This window comes from Amycolatopsis sp. NPDC050768 (genome assembly GCF_040654155.1).
Classification (GTDB): Bacteria; Actinomycetota; Actinomycetes; order Mycobacteriales; family Pseudonocardiaceae; genus Amycolatopsis.
Genome location: NZ_JBFAHL010000001.1, coordinates 899,709 through 915,288 on the forward strand (window position 1 = coordinate 899,709; position 15,580 = coordinate 915,288).

The 15,580-nt window shown below is 69.2% G+C and carries 12 protein-coding genes; 7 read left to right on the forward strand and 5 right to left on the reverse strand.

Going from position 1 to position 15,580, the window contains the following annotated elements; genetic code table 11:
- Positions 1 to 334 precede the first annotated feature (334 nt).
- The 6 genes from AB0H62_RS04635 (at position 335) to AB0H62_RS04660 (ending at position 8,046) form a co-directional block, all read left to right on the forward strand.
- Positions 335 to 2,029, forward strand: coding sequence for an ABC transporter ATP-binding protein (locus AB0H62_RS04635; protein ID WP_360584111.1), 1,695 nt, complete (start codon positions 335 to 337; stop codon positions 2,027 to 2,029).
- A complete protein-coding gene (locus tag AB0H62_RS04640; RefSeq protein ID WP_360584113.1) occupies positions 2,026 to 3,741 on the forward strand; it encodes an ABC transporter ATP-binding protein in 1,716 nt (571 codons plus the stop codon). The genes AB0H62_RS04635 and AB0H62_RS04640 overlap by 4 nt, the downstream gene beginning before the upstream one ends.
- Before the next feature lie 418 nt (positions 3,742 to 4,159).
- Complete coding sequence (locus tag AB0H62_RS04645; RefSeq protein ID WP_360584115.1) at positions 4,160 to 6,595, forward strand: nitrate- and nitrite sensing domain-containing protein; 2,436 nt, start codon at positions 4,160 to 4,162, stop codon at positions 6,593 to 6,595.
- Positions 6,596 to 6,646: 51 nt separating this feature from the next.
- On the forward strand, positions 6,647 to 7,072 hold the full coding sequence (locus AB0H62_RS04650) for a roadblock/LC7 domain-containing protein (RefSeq protein WP_285970952.1): 426 nt from the start codon (positions 6,647 to 6,649) through the stop codon (positions 7,070 to 7,072).
- Positions 7,073 to 7,106: 34 nt separating this feature from the next.
- On the forward strand, positions 7,107 to 7,475 hold the full coding sequence (locus AB0H62_RS04655; RefSeq protein ID WP_220245794.1) for a DUF742 domain-containing protein: 369 nt from the start codon (positions 7,107 to 7,109) through the stop codon (positions 7,473 to 7,475).
- Positions 7,456 to 8,046, forward strand: a complete 591-nt coding sequence (locus AB0H62_RS04660) for an ATP/GTP-binding protein (RefSeq protein ID WP_220245793.1) — start codon at positions 7,456 to 7,458, stop codon at positions 8,044 to 8,046. Before AB0H62_RS04655 ends, AB0H62_RS04660 begins: the two co-directional genes overlap by 20 nt.
- 56 nt (positions 8,047 to 8,102) lie before the next feature.
- Here the strand turns inward: AB0H62_RS04660 and AB0H62_RS04665 are convergent, their stop codons facing one another.
- Together AB0H62_RS04665 and AB0H62_RS04670 are read right to left on the reverse strand one after the other, a co-directional pair.
- Positions 8,103 to 9,476 carry a tryptophanase gene (locus AB0H62_RS04665; RefSeq protein ID WP_360584118.1) on the reverse strand — a complete coding sequence of 458 codons (1,374 nt, stop codon included), beginning with the start codon at positions 9,474 to 9,476 and terminating at the stop codon, positions 8,103 to 8,105.
- A gap of 45 nt (positions 9,477 to 9,521) precedes the next feature.
- The gene (locus AB0H62_RS04670) at positions 9,522 to 10,598 is read right to left on the reverse strand and encodes a tryptophan dimethylallyltransferase family protein (protein ID WP_360584120.1); all 1,077 of its coding nucleotides are present in this window, start codon (positions 10,596 to 10,598) and stop codon (positions 9,522 to 9,524) included.
- Between the two features lie 359 nt (positions 10,599 to 10,957).
- Here AB0H62_RS04670 and AB0H62_RS04675 point away from each other — a divergent pair, with 359 nt between their 5' ends.
- Positions 10,958 to 11,818 (forward strand): methyltransferase domain-containing protein, encoded by an 861-nt coding sequence (locus tag AB0H62_RS04675; RefSeq protein WP_220245790.1) that lies wholly within the window; start codon positions 10,958 to 10,960, stop codon positions 11,816 to 11,818.
- A 78-nt stretch (positions 11,819 to 11,896) separates the two neighbouring features.
- Here AB0H62_RS04675 and AB0H62_RS04680 read toward each other — a convergent pair whose 3' ends face one another.
- The 3 genes from AB0H62_RS04680 to AB0H62_RS04690 all read right to left on the reverse strand — a co-directional run bounded on the left by AB0H62_RS04680 (position 11,897) and on the right by AB0H62_RS04690 (position 15,507).
- Positions 11,897 to 13,207 carry an MFS transporter gene (locus AB0H62_RS04680; protein ID WP_220245789.1) on the reverse strand — a complete coding sequence of 437 codons (1,311 nt, stop codon included), beginning with the start codon at positions 13,205 to 13,207 and terminating at the stop codon, positions 11,897 to 11,899.
- 33 nt (positions 13,208 to 13,240) lie between these two features.
- The gene (locus AB0H62_RS04685; RefSeq protein WP_360584122.1) at positions 13,241 to 14,566 is read right to left on the reverse strand and encodes an MFS transporter; all 1,326 of its coding nucleotides are present in this window, start codon (positions 14,564 to 14,566) and stop codon (positions 13,241 to 13,243) included.
- Positions 14,567 to 14,736: 170 nt separating this feature from the next.
- The gene (locus AB0H62_RS04690) at positions 14,737 to 15,507 is read right to left on the reverse strand and encodes an IclR family transcriptional regulator (protein WP_220245787.1); all 771 of its coding nucleotides are present in this window, start codon (positions 15,505 to 15,507) and stop codon (positions 14,737 to 14,739) included.
- Between the last annotated feature and the right edge of the window lie 73 nt (positions 15,508 to 15,580).

Genomic DNA, 15,580 nt, shown 5'->3' on the forward strand with positions numbered 1-15,580 from the left:
GAGTGAGATGCCCGGGTACGGAGCACCTTCCGACGGTCCCGTCGACGCGGTGCCCACCACCAGCCCCGTCGGCGCATCCCACCCCGATTCGGCAAGCGCGGGTCCCGAGTGGCAAGTTGCCACAACCCCCTCCGCCTTGCCACAACCCACGGCACATCACCGCCCGACGCCCGCCCCATCACCGGCAAGCGCCCCCTCGGAACGGCAAGTTGCCACTCCGCACGACGACCTACCGCAACCGACGGCAAGCCGCGGCCGAGCGACACGAACGCGACCGGCATCCGGCGGAGCTGTGCGGCAAGTTGCCGAACCGCCTTCCGACTTGCCGGAGCCCATGGCAAGGCGCGGGCGAAAGGCAAGGAAGGCGGCGAAACCGGCAGCACCCGGGGATCGGCTCTTGGGGGAAGTCGCGAGGAGAGACCCCTGGCGGGTGGGGGTCCTCGCCGTGGTCGGGCTCGTCGCAGTGGGGGCGAGTTTGTTGTTGCCCGGGGCGTTGGCGGCAGCCACCGATGCCGTGATCAGCGGCAGTGGCGCGGCGAAGCAGGTCGTCTGGCTGGTCGTCGTCGGTGGGGCCGAGATCGTGGCCGACGTGGTCGGCGGGGTGGTCGTCGTCAGGGTCACCAGTGGCGCCGGCGCGTGGCTGCGGCGCAGGATGATCGACCGGCTGCTTGCGCAGAAGACGAAAACCCCGTTCGCCGAAGGGGATGCGGTGAGCCGGATGGCCGGGGACGCCGTGGGGGCGGGCAGCATCGTGCCGGTCGTGGTGCAGCTGGTGTCCGCGGCGGTGATCTCCGTCGGGGCCATCGTGCTGCTCGCGGTCCTCGACTGGCGGCTCGCGCTCGTGTTCCTCGGCAGCATCCCCGTGGCGCTCCTCCTCGCCAGGTCGCACCTCAAGAACACCGCCGACGACGTCCTCACCTATCAGCGCGTCTCCGGCGAGCTCGCGGCGCGGCTGCTCGACGCCACCACCGGCCTGGCCACGATCGCCGCGTCCGGCACCGCGGACCGGGAAGCCGAGCGCGTGCTGAAACCGTTGCCGCGCCTGAGTCTTGCCGGGCGTGGGATGTGGCGGACGCAGGCGAAGATGGTCTGGCGCGCCGCGTTGCTGTTGCCGGCCGTGGAGCTGGCCGCGCTCACCGCGGCGGGGTTCGGGGTGCTCGGGCACCGGCTGACGGTCGGCGACGTGCTCGCCGCCCTCGGTTACGTCGCGCTCGGCATGGGGCTCGTGACGCAAATCCCGTTGCTCACCACCGTTTCGCGGGCCCGCGGCTGCGCCCAGCGCGTCGCCGAGGTTCTCGACGTCCCCACCCCCGAACGCGGCAAGCTCGGCCTCCTGCCCGGCAACGGGACGCTCACCCTCCACAACGCCACCGTCCAAGGCGCCCTGCACCCCACCACGCTCACCATTCCCGGCGGCACATTCACCGCCATCGTAGGGAAATCCGGCTCCGGTAAGTCCACTGTGGTCAGTCTCCTCGGCGGCCTCACCTCCCCCGACGCAGGCCAAGCCCACCTCGACGGCCGCGACCTCACCACTCTGCGCCCCGAGGAGCTCCGCGCCGTGGTCGGCTACGGCTTCGCCCGGCCGCACCTGCTCGGCGCCACCGTCGCCGACGCCGTGGGCTACGGCAGCTGGGCCGGCGACACCGCCGTCCGCGCGGCCTGCCGCACCGCCCGCATCCACGACGTCATCACCCGCCTCCCCCGCGGCTATCACACCCCGCTCGCCGAAACCCCGCTGTCGGGCGGGGAGGCCGCGCGCGTGGGCCTCGCGCGGGCCATCGTGCACAACCCGCGCGTGCTCCTCCTCGACGACGCCACCGCCAGCCTCGACACCGTCACCGAACAGTCCGTCCTCGCCGACCTCCCCGCGAGAACCCTGGTGGTCGTCACGCACCGCGCCGCCCTCGCCTCCCGCGCCGACGCTGTCGTCTGGCTCGAAGACGGCCACGTCAGAGCCGTCGCCCCGCACGCCGTCCTGTGGCAGGACCCGCAGTACCGCGCCGTGTTCACGGAGGAGGCGGGATGAGCGTCAGTCACCTCTACCGCGCGACCCTCCTGCGGCAATGGCGCGGCGGGCTGGTCCTCCTGGCGTGCTCCGCACTGGAAGGTGCGCCGGCGTTCTTCTCCGGGCGGTTGGTCGAGCTGGCCGTCGACCGGGGGTTCGCGGTGGGGGCGCCGAAGGCCGGGATCGGCTACCTCGCGTTGTTCGGGGTGGCGGCGCTGGCCGGGGCGTTCGGGTCGCGGTTGGTGTGGCGGCAGCTCGGGCAAGTGGTGGAGCCGCTGCGGGACGCGCTGGTGACGGCCGTGGTCCGCGGGGTGCTGCACGACCCCAACCCGCCGCGGAACGCGGCCGACGCGAGTGGCGTCGCGAGGATCACGCAGCACGTGGAGGTGGTGCGGGACGCCACGGCGGGACTGCTCGTGCAGGCGCGCGCGATGGTCGTGACGACGGCGGCGGCCATCGCGGGACTGGTGACCGTCGCGGGGCAGCTCGTCCTCCCGGTGGCGGTGCCCGTGGCGATCGCGATCGCGGTGTTCGCGGCGCTGCTGCCGTCGCTCGCACGCAGGCAGCGGGCGCTCGTGCTGGCCGACGAGCGGACCGCCGAGACCACCGGCACCGTGCTCGGCGGGATGCGGGACGTCGTGGCGTGTGGGGCCGAGCCGGGGGCGGCGTTGGCGGTGTACGACGCAGTCGAGAAGCAGGCCGAAGCCGCCGTGAGAGTCGCACATTCCGGGGCGGCGAGGTCGTTGGTGATCTCGCTCGGGGCGTTCGTTCCGTTGATCGCGAGCTTGGCGGTCGCGCCCGGGTTGGTCGAGACGGGCGAGCTGACGGCCGGAGCGGCACTGGGCGCATTGGTCTACCTGGCGACGACGATGCAGCCGGCGCTGCGAGGGCTGGCCGCCACCGCGGGCACCGTCGTGCTCAGGCTGATCGTGGCGCTCAAGCGGCTGGCCGAGACCGCCGAGGTGCCGCCGGCGAAACGGAAAACCGAAGAAGCTCACAGCACCGACCTGAGAGTCTGCGGCCTCACCTTCCGCTGGGGCGCCGCACCCGAACCCGTGGTGCGTGGACTGGACCTCCACCTGCGCGCGGGCGACCACCTCGCTGTCGTCGGCCCGAGCGGGATCGGCAAGTCGACACTCGCGGGCCTGCTCACGGGGCTGCTCACGCCCCAGGCCGGCCAGGTGCTGCTCGGCGGCGTGCCCGTGGCCGAAGCCGCCAACCGGCACGAGCTCATCGCGCTCATCCCCCAGCAGGCCTACGTCTTCGCGGGCACACTGCGTGACAACCTCGGCCTGTTCGCTCCCACCGCGTCGGACGAGCACCTCCGCGCCGCCGCCCAAGCCGTCGGCGCCGAAGAGCTGCTCGCCCGCCTCGGCGGCCTCGATGCCGAGCTCTGCCACGAAGCCGAAGGCCTCTCCGGCGGAGAGGCCCAGCTCATCGCCCTCGCCCGCGTCCACGCGAGCGCGGCGCGCATCGTCGTCCTCGACGAAGCGACGTCCACTTTGGACCCCGCTGCCGAGTCCCGCGCCGAGCGCGCCTTCACCGAGCGCGGCGGCACGCTGGTCGTGATCGCGCACCGCCTGTCGTCCGCCGTGCGGGCGCGCCACGTGCTCGTGCTCGACGGGCGCGAGACCCTGCTCGGCAGCCACGCCGAGCTACTGGTCCAGTCAAGGCGATACGCAGCGCTGATGCAGGCGTGGCTTCCGGTCGAACCAATCCGGACAGGACACTGACCGGCCCGACCCGCCGAACGCTCGAACACCAACCCGGCGCCTGTCGACAAATCAATTCGGCGACTACCCGGCCAGTGGGATTCGCCACCTTCCCCCGGATTTCGTATTCACCCGTTCAGCTCAGCACACGTCCAAGAGGTTGCCTGCCGAGGTCATCACCACGAGAAATGCCGGTAATCGGCTCGTCACGCGACGTGATGGGTCACGTTGGGCCACTCATCGGCAGGTCGAGCGCCCGATCAGTGGCACCACGATGGCCCGGTTCATGGTAAAAAACGGACCCTGATCTGTTCCGTGGTGAAACGAAGGGTGAGTCGAGGACTCGTGACGACGGCCGCCCCGGTCCTACCGTCGGGTCCGCTTCCCCTGCCGGCTTCCGGCTTTTCGCCGACTGTGACTCAGGAGTTCGTGAATCGTCGTGGAGAACAAAGATGAGTCCGGCAAGGCGTACGACAAGTCGATCCGGAAAAGGCTGACCAGAACCGTTCTCATCCCTAGCATCACGCTGCTGGTGCTGGTGGCCGCGGTCTCGTCGTACTTTTTCATCAACGGCCTGTACGTGCGCCTCGTCGCCGTCTCGGTGCGTGAGGTGTCGATCCCCGCGATCCAGGCGCTGTCGTCACTGCAGCAGGAGCGCCAGGTCGCGCTGCAGTTCCTCGACACCCCCAACGCGGGGAACGGCGAGCTGCAGCAGCTGCAGAAGAGCAACGACGAGAAGCTCAAGGGCATGCAGGACGCCTTCGCGTCCACCATCTCGAGCGCGCCCGCCGAGATCGCCGACAAGGTCACCGCGCTGAAGACCCAGCTCGACCAGCTGCCGGTGCTGCGTTCGCAGATCAACTTCCGCACCATCGGCCGCGCGCAGGTGAACACCTACTTCAACGGCGTGCTCGACACGGCGTCGACGCTGTTCGACACCCAGGCCCGCATCGTGCCCGACGCGACGGCCGTGCAGGGCGCGATCTCCGCGACCTCGCTGTTCCGCGCGACCGACCTGATGTCGCGCGAGACGTCGCTGGTGACCAGCGCGCTCGCGAGCGGCACCTTCGCACCCGACGACTTCGTGCAGTTCACGCAGCTGACGGGCTTCTACCGCACTCAGGTCAGCCAGATCGCGCCGTTCCTCGAGCCCGCGGTGCGCAACGACTACCAGGCCCTCGTGACGAGCCCGGGCTGGAAACAGCTCACCGACGCGGAGGGCGCGCTGGTGAAGCACGGCCCGTGGACGCCGGAGGACCGGGGCACGGTGCCGGTCTCGGCGGCCGACTGGCAGACCCTCACCGGCCAGGTCTCGAACAGCCTCACCCAGCTGACGATCGCCCAGGGCGACGAAGTGTCCAACGCCGCCATCGAGTCCGGCGACTCGCAGCTGCGCAACGCGATCATCGGCAGTATCGCGGCCCTGATCGCCTCGCTGGTCGCGATCATCATCGCCGTTCGGGTGTCCCGCTCGCTCGTCGACCGCACCCTGATGACGCGGCTCGAGCGCCTGCGCAGCGACTCGCTCGACCTCGCCCGCAACCGCCTCCCCGGCATCGTCAACCGGCTCAAGAACGGCGAGGCCGTGGACGTCGGTGCCGAGCTGCCCCAGCTCGACCACGGCCTCGACGAGATCGGCCAGGTGGCCGAGGCCTTCAACGCCGCCCAGCTGACCGCCGTCAACGCGGCCGCGAGCGAGGCGAAGGCGCGAAGCGGTGTGCACAACGTGTTCCTCGGCATCGCGCACCGCAACCAGGTGCTCGTGCACCGGCAGCTGCAGATCCTCGACGAGATGGAAAGCCGCGAAGAGAACTCGACGCAGCTGGCGTCGCTGTTCCAGCTCGACCACCTCGCCGCCCGTGCGCGCCGCACCACGGAGAACCTGATCATCCTCGGCGGCAAGCAGCCGGGCCGGCGCTGGCGCAAGCCGGTGTCGCTCATGGAAGTGCTGCGCGCGGCCGTCTCCGAGACCGAGCAGTACTCGCGGGTGCAGGTGGAGCAGGTGCCCGACGTGTCGATCGTCGGTTCGGCCGTGGCCGACGCCATCCACCTGATCGCCGAGCTCGTGGACAACGCCACGTCGTTCTCCCCGCCCGGCTCGCCGGTCGAGGTGACCAGCCGCATGGTCGCGCGCGGCGTCGTCGTCGACGTGTCCGACCAGGGCCTCGGCATGAAGGAAGCGGTACGCGACTGGGCCAACGCGATGATGGCCGACGCCCCCGAGTTCGACGCCATGGCGCTGCGGGCCGACTCCAGCCTCGGCCTGTTCGTGGTCGCGCGCCTCGCTTCGCGGCTCGACATCACCGTCACGTTCGACCCGTCCCGGTACGGCGGCACGCGCGCCACCGTGCTGATCCCGTCCCAACACCTGGCCGGCAACGAGTCGGTCGACGCCGTCGGCAACGCCGAGTTCCGGTCCGAAGCCCCGCGCGAGCACGCCGCGGTGCTGGAGCCGGTGGGCGGTGCCGCACGTCCGGCACTGGAGAGCTCACCGCGTGTCATGGAATCCACCAACTCGTTCACCGGCCAGATCCCGATGAGGCGAGACGCCAAGCCGAGGCCGTACCCGGCTCGCGCGTACACCCCGGGCGAGCAACCTGAGCCCCTGCAGTCACAACCGCCGGCTCCGGTCCAGGTACCGGTGGCAGCGGCTGCGGAACCGGCCCGCGAGCCCGATCAGAGCCTGCTGGTGGGCGACGACCGGCCCCGGCTGCCCCGGCGGCAGCCGCAGCAGAACCTCGTCGAACAGCTGCAGCAGGACGACCTGGGTGACCAGGACGTCGACGTCGCGGGCACCGGCGAAGCCACGGCCCGCACGCTGATGGCGTTCCACAAGGGCACCCGCCGCGCCCGTGGCGGCACCGACGATGCCTAGTCCGCGACAGCACACAGGAAAGTCCACACAGGAAAGTCAAGGTCTCTCCGCATGAACGAGTACGGGAACTCCAAACCCGACCTCAACTGGCTCCTCGACGATGTCGTCCACCGCGTCGTCGGCGCGCAGAACGCCATCGTGCTGTCCGCCGATGGGTTGCTGCTCGGCAAGTCGAGCGGCATGAGCAAGGACGACTCCGACCAGTTGTCGGCGATCGCGTCCAGCCTGCAGAGCCTCGCCAAGGGGGTGAGCCGGCAGTTCAACCGGGGTCCCGTGCTGCAGAACATGATCGAGATGGAGGGCGGGTACCTCTTCGTGTCGGCGGCCGGCCAGGGCGCGTGCCTCGCGGTGCTGGCCGGAGCCGATGTGGACGTGGAGATGATCGCCTACGAGATGAACCGGCTGGTCAAGCGCGTCGGCGACTACCTCGCCTCGGCGCCGCGGGAAGCCGCGACCATGCTCAGGGAGGCCACGTGACCGCCGCCGACGTACTTCTTCCCGCGGAGGCGGAATGACCGACGACAACTGGTACGACGAGGCCGCCGGGCCGCTGGTCCGGCCCTACACGATCACCAGTGGCCGCACGCCGTCCGAAGGCGCGCAGCTCGACGTGTCCACGCAGGTGATGACCCTGCAGTCGGAACAGGAGCCGGCCGGTCTCGGTCCGGAGCACCTGGCGATCATCCGGCTCTGCCGGCGGCCGCTGTCGGTCGCGGAGATCGCCGTGTACGTGAAGCTGCCCCTCGGTGTCGTCCGGGTGCTGTGCGGCGACCTGATCGAACGCGGCCTCGTCATCACGAGGTCCCCGTCCCACCAGCCGGCCCAGGCGCCGGACCACGAAACTCTCCAGGCGGTTCTCGATGGCCTCATCAAGCTCTGACGGCAAGGGCGTCGACTCTGTCCCGACGCCGGTCAAGATCATCATCGCCGGCGGGTTCGGCGCCGGGAAGACCACCATGGTCGGCTCGGTCAGCGAAATCCCGCCGCTGTCCACCGAGGAGGTGCTGACCGAGGCGAGCCACGGCATCGACGACCTGTCCGGCGTGGAGCGCAAGAAGACCACCACGGTCGCACTCGACTTCGGCCGGATCACGATCTCACCGCGCCACGTGCTGTACCTGTTCGGCACGCCCGGCCAGGAACGCTTCTGGTTCATGTGGGACGACCTCGCGCGCGGCGCGATCGGGACCATCGTGCTCGCGGACACGCGCCGCCTGGAGACGAGCTTCGCGGCCGTCGACTTCTTCGAGCGCCGGCGGATCCCGTTCATCGTGGCGGTGAACTGCTTCGACAACGCCCCGCGCTACACCGCGGACGAGATCCGGGAAGCGCTGGTCGTGCCCGATCGCGTGCCGATCGTCATGTGCGACGCACGGCAGCGGGACTCGAGCAAGATCGCGTTGATCCGCCTCGTGAAGCACGCGATGACGGTGGTTCCGCAGCCCGCGTGAAGCCAACACAATGGAGGGTCACTCCCCAGGGGAAGCGACCCTCCATTGTGGATAGATCAGACGACGGGCGCCATCGTCAGGTTGAAGTGCCGCAGGATCTTCGGCGCCTCGACGATCCGGTAGCCCGGCACGCTTTCCGGGTTCTTCGCGATGTCGCCCAGGATCTCGGCGACGTAGTCGTAGTGACCCCGGGAGTAGGTCCGGCGCGGCAGCGCCAAGCGCACGAGCTCGAACGGCGCCGGCGTCACCAGCTCGTTGTTCTCGTCGAGCTCGCCGATGTAGAGCGAACCCAGTTCCGCACAACGGATCCCGCCCGCCAGGTACAGCTCGCACGCCAGCGAGTGGCCCGGGAACCGGCTCGCCGGCAGGTGCGACAGCAGGCGGCCGGCGTTGAGGTACAGCGCGTGGATGCCCGGCGGCTGCACGATGTCCACGCCCGACTCGTTCGCGAGCTGCGCCAGCCGCGCGGCTTCGGCCGCCCGGGCCTCCAGGTAGTGCGGGTCGAGCACCTCTTGCAGGCCCTGGGCGAGGCGGTCGAGATCGTGGGCGCCGAGGCCGCCGTAGGTGCGGAACCCTTCGGTGGCGATGAGGAGCGCCTCGCAGCGCTGCGCGAGCTCGGGATCGCGCAGACCGATAAACGCGCCCATCGGCGAGATGCCGTCCTTCTTGAGGCTGGCCACACAGCCGTCGACGAGGGCGAACGCCTCCTCGGCCACCTCGCGCGGCGTCTTGCCCGCGTAGCCCTCCTCACGCTGCACCACGAGCCAGGCGTTCTCCGCGAACCGCGCGGCATCGAGGAAGATCGGCACGCCGTGCGCGCGGGCCAGGCGGCTCGCGGCGGTCAGGTTCGCCATCGACACGGGCTGGCCGCCGCCGCCGTTGTTGGTGATCGTGACGAGCACCTGGCCGACGCGACCGGCGTCGGGGCCGGTCAGCAGCTGTTCCAGGACGTCGAGGTTGATGTTGCCCTTGAACGGTTCCAGGCTGTCGAGGTCGCCGAACTCCGCGCACGGCAGGTCGCGGGCCTCGGCGCCGAGCAGCTCGACGTTGGCGCGCGTCGTGTCGAAGTGGGTGTTGCTCACCGAGATTTTCCCCGGCCCCAGCACGTTCGTGAACAACACGCGCTCGGCCGCACGGCCCTGGTGCACCGGCAAGAGGTGGGGGTAGTGCGTGAGCTCGCTCAGCGCCTCGCGGAAGCGGAAGAACGACTCGGAGCCTGCGTAGGAGCGATCCGCCGCCGCTGCCGCCGCCTCCTGTCTCGCGGAGACCGCGCCGGTTCCCGAGTCCGTGAGCAGGTCGATCGAGACCATGTTGGCCGGCAGGTTGAACGCGTTGTAGCCGGCCGCGGCGAGCGCGCGCTCACGCTCGGTGCGGGTGGTGACCGGGATTTCCGACACAACCTGGGCACGGTAGGGCGGGAAGGTCCGCATCAGGTATTTCCTCCACTGTCTGGTGTCGGTGAAAAACTACCGCAGTCACGAGACCGGTCCGAGGACCGGTCTCTTTCGCGCAGGCAGAACCTGATAAGCCTCAGACGACAGGTACACGGTGATTCCCGAGCCGAATTCCCCCATTCTCAGAGAGACGTGTGCGATCAGCCCGACCCCGTCCCGCAGTGGGCGCTGCGAAACCGCTGCCAGGGCTTTGTCCAGTTTTGTCCCGTCGAAGCCGTACTGCGCGAGAACGGCGTGCGCGCGGGCGCGGGCCACTTCATCGTCGGGCACATAGCTGCGAATAGGAAGATAGACGCTGTAGTTGGCCGGCCGGGCTCCCGATCCCTCCACGAAGGAATAGCTCGAGACCAACGGCCGGCCTTCGAACGGACCTTTCCCGCCGCCCAGCACGGCGAGGAACTCGCGGATCAGCAGCGGGTCGGTGCCGGCCACCAGCTCCGCCGCGAACTCGGCGTCGGCCGAATCCGCGGCCGCGTGCGACACGTACACCTTCACCCGCGCGAGAGGATCGTCGTCGAGGTCGAGCGCGAAGAAGGAGAAGTTGTCCCGGTCGCCGCGGCGCAGCGCGTGCGCGATCATGGGATCGAACGCCTCGTCGATGTTCAGCCGGCGCAGCCCTTCACTGACCAGTGAATCGGCCATCGACGGGCCGCTGATCTGCGGGTTCAGGTAGACCTTGATCTTCGGCGCGCGGCCCGGCCGGAAGATCAGCGAGTACCACAGCGTGAACGGCCCCTGCCGCTCCTCGTGCGGCAGGAACAGGTCGGCCACGGCGTCGAGCCGGTCGGTGACCAGGCCGTACTCGCCGGCCACCTCGTCGAGGAACTCGCGGGGGCTCCTCGACCCGACGGTCTCGCCGAGGACCCGCACCACGCATTCGCCCGTGGTGTCGAAGGCGAGCGAGAATTCGATGGGAGTTGTGTCGTCCGCCACATTCGAGGGGAATTCAGGCGGGGTCGCCAGGCTTTTTTCTCCCTGCGGGCCCAGCAGGCCACGCAATAAGCCCAGGTGACGGCCGTCCGCGCCGTCGAAACCGACTACTTCGCAAAGCCGCTCGAGTTGTCCACTGAGGTGGGTGTACATCGACAAATCAGCCATCGACACACTCGCTCCGACCATGACGCAGTATTCACCATTCATTCGTGCTTCGCGCGTTCGGCCCAATGCCGCCGCCTCCAGTTGGCGGACAGACAAGAGAACCGTCGATAGATTAGACGGATGAATACCGCGCCGCTACGGCTGACGGGGCGATCCGGACTCGAAAAGCTGTGTCTGAGTGTGCTTGCGGGATCAACGGGTTCACCTGAACACCGCATCGACACGGCGACGTACTGCGGGTACGCGGGCGCGCACACGCGAGTCGGCGCCCGGCGCGCAGCCCGGTTGGCGGCTGGACGCGTTCCGGGGCCGATGCCATCATCATCCGCGCCATCAGGCGGGTCCGAAGGGGTGCAGAAGTGACTTCAGTGACAAACACTGGCGGAGTCGAAGAAACCGTGCGGGGCTATTACAACGCAGCCATCGACGCCTACGCCGTGATGATGCCCCAGGACGCCTGGCATCACGGAGACGAGCGCGCTCACAACGCGGGACTGTCCTCGGAGGAAGCCGCGCTGGACATGCAGCGCCAGCTTGTCGCCGCGGCCGGGATCACCGCCGGCGATCTCGTGCTCGACTTCGGCTCCGGGGTCGGCGGCGCGGTGGTCAACATGGCGGAGATGTCGGGCGCGCGGTTCGTCGGCATCTCGAACAACGACGCGCTGACGGCGAAAGCCCAGCGGCTGGCCGCGGCGCGTGGCTTGGCGGACAAGGCTTTCTTCCACTCGGTCGGCGACACCGAGTACCAGACTCTCGGGGCGTGGCCGGACGCCGCGTTCGCGGCCATCACCTACCAGGAGTCGGTGGTCCACCTGCCGGACAAACAGGCGTTCTTCAACGCCGCGTTCCGGGTGCTGCGCCCGGGCGGCACCCTGGCCGCCGTGGACTGGATCCAGCGCCCGTGGGGCGAACACCGCAGCCCCGAGCAGATCGACGCGGTCATGGCCGAGGTCAACCGCGGGTTCTGCATCCCGTACCACGCCACCGTCGAGCAGTACCGGGACATGCTGGTCTCCGCCGGGTTCGACGTGCGCGAAGCGGTCGACCTCTTCCCGTCCGGCCCGTGCTGGGGCTCGACGCCCGAGGAGGAGCGGGACAAGTGGCTCACCTACGAAGGTGACCGCAACGATCTCTTCCACGACTCGAAGATCGCGCTCGACGCGGCCCGGGCCGCCGGTGTGTTCTCCGTGGCCAAGCTGGTCGCGACCAAGCCGGTCTAGCGTCCATCCCTTGCAGGGCAGCGTTTTGCCCGGTCCGCCGAGTGACGACGGACCGGGCAAGGCACCACAGCTGAAGACCTACTCGACGGCTTCGATCCGCCGCCCTGTCGAGTCGGGCGCGGCCAGAGCGAGCGCCGCCGCCGCGACCGGGCCGACGATGCCGAACGCCAGCGCGAGCGGCACCGTGCCGGCGATCGACAGCGCGATGAGCGGGAACAGCCCCGCGCCCAGTCCGCGGCCGGCGTAGTAGCTGAGGTTCGAGCCGGTGGAGCGCACGCGCGTGGGGAAGAACTCGGCCATCCACACGCCGAGCACGCCGAAGCCGCTGGCACCCGCGGCGCACAACATCAGCGCCCAGAACGTCGGCGCGCCCCAGAAGTTCGCCCCGATCTTCGCGTTGTGGCCCACCACGAGGATGAGGAACCAGGCGAAGCCGATGACGCCGAACGCGCCGGCGACGGACATGGCCCACTTGCGCTTGATCTTGTCGGACAGCGCGCCGGCCATCGGATAGGTGACCGCCGTGACGATGAGGTTGAGCAGCACGATCAGGCTGGCCGTGCCGAGCGGCACCTTCTCCACCTTGATCAGGAACGTCGACAGGTACGAGATCATCGAGTTCGTGGTGAGGAACAGCGCCGTCGCGATGCCCATGAACAGGATGGTGCCGCCGGCGTAGCCGTTGCGGAACAGGTCCAAGATCGGCACCTTGGTGCGCCGCTTGTCCTCGGGCACGCGGCCCTCGCGCAGCTCCCGCTGGTAGGTCCGCCACTGCTCCGACTCCGGCAGCATGATCGCCGACAGCACACCGATCAGCAGCGTCACGGCACCGATGATGATGTAGCCCGCGCGCCAGCCCGACGCGGTGCCGAACTGGACGATGCAGAAGTAGATGACGCCTTCGGTCACGATCTGCCCGACGATGTACATCGACTGGATCGAGCCGCCCATCAGGCCGCGCCTGCTCGTCTTCCACGCCTCGGTGAACATCGAGTACGACAGACCGAAGAGCCCACCCATGCCGACGCCGGCGAGCAGCCGCGTGAGCAGGAACAGCGCGTAGTTGGGCGCGAGCCCGCCGAGCAGCGCGGCGATGCCGAACACGACGACCGAACCGGTGTAGGTCCAGCGGCGGCCGTAGAGGTCGCCGAGCCAGCCGACGAGGATGCCGCCGGCGATCGAGGCGAAGCCCTGCAGCGTCGCCACCTGCACGATCTGGATGGTGCTCACGTGCAGGCTTTCCGACAGGTACGCGAGCGGATAGCCGACGAGGTTCAGCTCCGCGCCGTCGAACAGGGTGCCCAGGAAGGCGAAGATCAGGATGCGTGCGGTGGCCGGGCGTATGCCGGTGCCACCGCCGGTCGGCGCGTTGATGCGAACGGTCGACATTCGGGGGCCTTTCACGGGGGAGGGGTCAGGCGATCAGTCGGGAAGCTGCTGGCCGCGGGTTTCGGGGCAGAACGGGGCGACGACGAGGCCGAGGATGTAGATGAGCCCCACGACGGTGGCGGCGACGCCGTAGCCGCCGAGCTGGGAGATGATCGCGCCCGCGGTGAGCGGGCCGAGGAAGGCGATGAAGCGCGCGGCGTTGAAGACGAACGCGGCGCCGGTCGCGCGCAGGTGCGTCGGGTAGAACTCCGGCAGCCACACCGGCATCCAGGTGTACTGGCCGAGGGTGAAGAAGCCGTTGATCACGAGCACGACCACGATCAGGCCGAGGCTGTGCGTCCACAGGAACAGCACGGGGGTGAGGACCAGTGACGCACCGAAGAACAGCAGTACCGCGGGTTTTCGGCCGAAGCGGTCGGCGATGAAGCCGAACGAAATGTACCCGGCGATGGCGCCCGCGTTGTAGATCATCCCGGCCGCACTGGCCCACGACTGCCCTGAGGCTCCGTTGTGGGCCGCGACTGAAGCGACGTACGCGGGCACCCACGTGGAGATGCCCCACCAGCCGAGCGTGGTGACCAGTGACATGAGCGACCCGAGGATGGTCAGCTTGCGCAGCTTGGGGTCGATCATGATCTGGCGCAACGTGAGCCGCGTGAACGACTGCTCGTGTTCGGTGAGCTGCTGGCCCTTGCGTTCCTTGAGCTCCTTGCGCCGCTTGTGCGCGCTCTTCCAGTTCTCGGACTCCGGCACGGACTTGCGCAGCCACAGCGCGAACACGGCCGGCAGCACCCCGATGAGGAACATGTAGCGCCACGAGTCCGCGCCCAGCGGCGAGATGAAGAGCCAGCAGGCCGACGCGATGAAGAAGCCCAGCCCGAGGCCGCACTGCATGAGCCCGGCGGCCTTGGCCCGGGCGTGGGCCGGCCAGGTCTCCGCGACCAGCGACGTACCCGTGCCCCACTCCGAACCGAGCGCGAAGCCGGTGATGAAGCGCAGGACCAGGAACGATGTCCACGACCACGACACCGCGGTGAGGCCCGTGAACGCCGCGTACAGGACCATCGACGTCAGCAGCGCCCGGCGCCGGCCGAAGTAGTCGGCGAAGATGCCGCCGAGAATGCCGCCGAAGCCCCAGCCCAGGAGCGTCACGGCGATCGTGGCGCCGGTCAGGAAGGCGACCTGGCTCGCGGGCGCGCCAGGGTCGAGCCGCTTGAGCACCACCGCCGCTGTGAGGATCAGGGCGTAGGTCTCGAAGCCGTCGAACAGCCAGCCGAGGTTGGCTGCGATCAGTGACCGCCATTGGGTGCGGGTCAGAGTCTTGGTCCACGAGGTGGATTTGACGGCGACATCGCTCATGGCCATCTCCTTTCCGGGCCGCCATGGGCCGGATCGAGATTCGGAGGGCGGGACAGGTTGTCCTCTATTGAGGACATTGAGTCCCGCATGCGGCACATTAAGCGAGCCGGTCGACGGCGGTCAAGAAACCCGTGGCCAGGCAAGATCGGAATACTTCCGCAACTGCGGAACTATTCGTCGCTTTTCACCGCACCTCCGGTTCGATCGGTGATCCTCAGGCCGCATTCGCGGATCAGTGCGCCATGTTGATCCACAGTGGACTCGTTGAGCTCCGAGGAGAACGCGAGCGTGCAGACGACCATCGACACGCGCCGCTGAGCGTCGAACACCGGCGCCGCCAACCCGGACTGACCGAGGTCGAACTCCCTGATGCTGACGCTGTAGCCGCGCTCCCGCGTGGCCGCCAGCTCCTCGCGCAGCGCGGCACGCGTGGTGATGGTTTCGGCCGTGAAACCCTCCAGCCCGTAACGCTCCGCGAGCCGCTCGACGTTCGCCGGGTCATCCCACGCGTGGAACGCGCGCATGATGGCGGGCGCGGAGAACGGGAAGGTGTCGCCGATGCCGACGGTGATCCGCACCCCCTTGCCGCGGTCACCCTTCGCCAGCACTGAGTAGTCGGTGGCACCGTGGCGCTGCACCGCGAAGACGATGAACCCCGTGCGCTGGCTCAGCGAATCGAGCTCCTGCTGCACGATGTCGGTCATCCAGTCCTCGGACACGCGAGCCATCGACAGCAGCCGCGGCCCCAGCGACCAGCCACCGCGGTCGCCGCGCGACGTGGTCCAGCCGGCCCGCTGCAGCGTGCCGAGGATGTTGTACGCCGTGCTGCGGTTGAGCCCGAGTTCCTCGATCAGCGCCCCGGAAGACACCGGTTCCGGCCAATCGCGGGCAATCCGCTCCAGGAGCCGCACCGCGTTCAGCACCGCCGGAACGTCGCTCATGATCCGTCACCCCTCGCCATTCTGCCTCAGCGCACGGTAGCCGAGCCCTTTCCGGACTCGCCAGGACCGTGTT

Coding starts and splice junctions, on each gene's coding strand:
- AB0H62_RS04670 (WP_360584120.1), bottom strand. CDS start 10,598: ATGGCTGATTTGTCGATGTACACCCACCTCAGTGGACAACTCGAGCGG.
- AB0H62_RS04665 (WP_360584118.1), bottom strand. CDS start 9,476: ATGCGGACCTTCCCGCCCTACCGTGCCCAGGTTGTGTCGGAAATCCCG.
- AB0H62_RS04640 (WP_360584113.1), top strand. CDS start 2,026: ATGAGCGTCAGTCACCTCTACCGCGCGACCCTCCTGCGGCAATGGCGC.
- AB0H62_RS04690 (WP_220245787.1), bottom strand. CDS start 15,507: ATGAGCGACGTTCCGGCGGTGCTGAACGCGGTGCGGCTCCTGGAGCGG.
- AB0H62_RS04655 (WP_220245794.1), top strand. CDS start 7,107: ATGACCGACGACAACTGGTACGACGAGGCCGCCGGGCCGCTGGTCCGG.
- AB0H62_RS04635 (WP_360584111.1), top strand. CDS start 335: ATGGCAAGGCGCGGGCGAAAGGCAAGGAAGGCGGCGAAACCGGCAGCA.
- AB0H62_RS04685 (WP_360584122.1), bottom strand. CDS start 14,566: ATGAGCGATGTCGCCGTCAAATCCACCTCGTGGACCAAGACTCTGACC.
- AB0H62_RS04680 (WP_220245789.1), bottom strand. CDS start 13,207: ATGTCGACCGTTCGCATCAACGCGCCGACCGGCGGTGGCACCGGCATA.
- AB0H62_RS04650 (WP_285970952.1), top strand. CDS start 6,647: ATGAACGAGTACGGGAACTCCAAACCCGACCTCAACTGGCTCCTCGAC.
- AB0H62_RS04660 (WP_220245793.1), top strand. CDS start 7,456: ATGGCCTCATCAAGCTCTGACGGCAAGGGCGTCGACTCTGTCCCGACG.